Raw genomic sequence first — 276 nt, forward strand, 5'->3', positions numbered from 1 at the left:
GGGGTCCCACACGTCCAGACCCCGGATGGGGATAAGTGGCTGGTCTACACCGGGCATCAGTGGGTTATCCTGGTTGGGGGTGGAGGTCATGGCAAGCTTGCCATCATCCTTGACACCAAGCCACGCCCAGCCGGAGCCAAAGCGTGATGACGCGGTGGCATTGAACTCCTGCTTCATCTGGTCAAGTGAGCCAAAGTCCTCCTCGATGCGGGTTTTGAGGGCGCCGTGCGGGGCCGTGTTGGTCGAGCCCGGCGACGTCATCCACGTCCAGAAGAG

At 62.0% G+C, this 276-nt stretch carries 1 protein-coding gene; it reads right to left on the reverse strand.

All coding sequences use genetic code 11. From position 1 onward, the window contains the following. On the reverse strand, positions 1-276 hold a 276-nt coding region (locus PZC42_RS21165; RefSeq protein WP_277214099.1), incomplete at both ends, for a superoxide dismutase.

The sequence above is a fragment of the Isoptericola croceus genome, from assembly GCF_029382255.1.
Classification (GTDB): Bacteria; Actinomycetota; Actinomycetes; order Actinomycetales; family Cellulomonadaceae; genus Isoptericola; species Isoptericola croceus.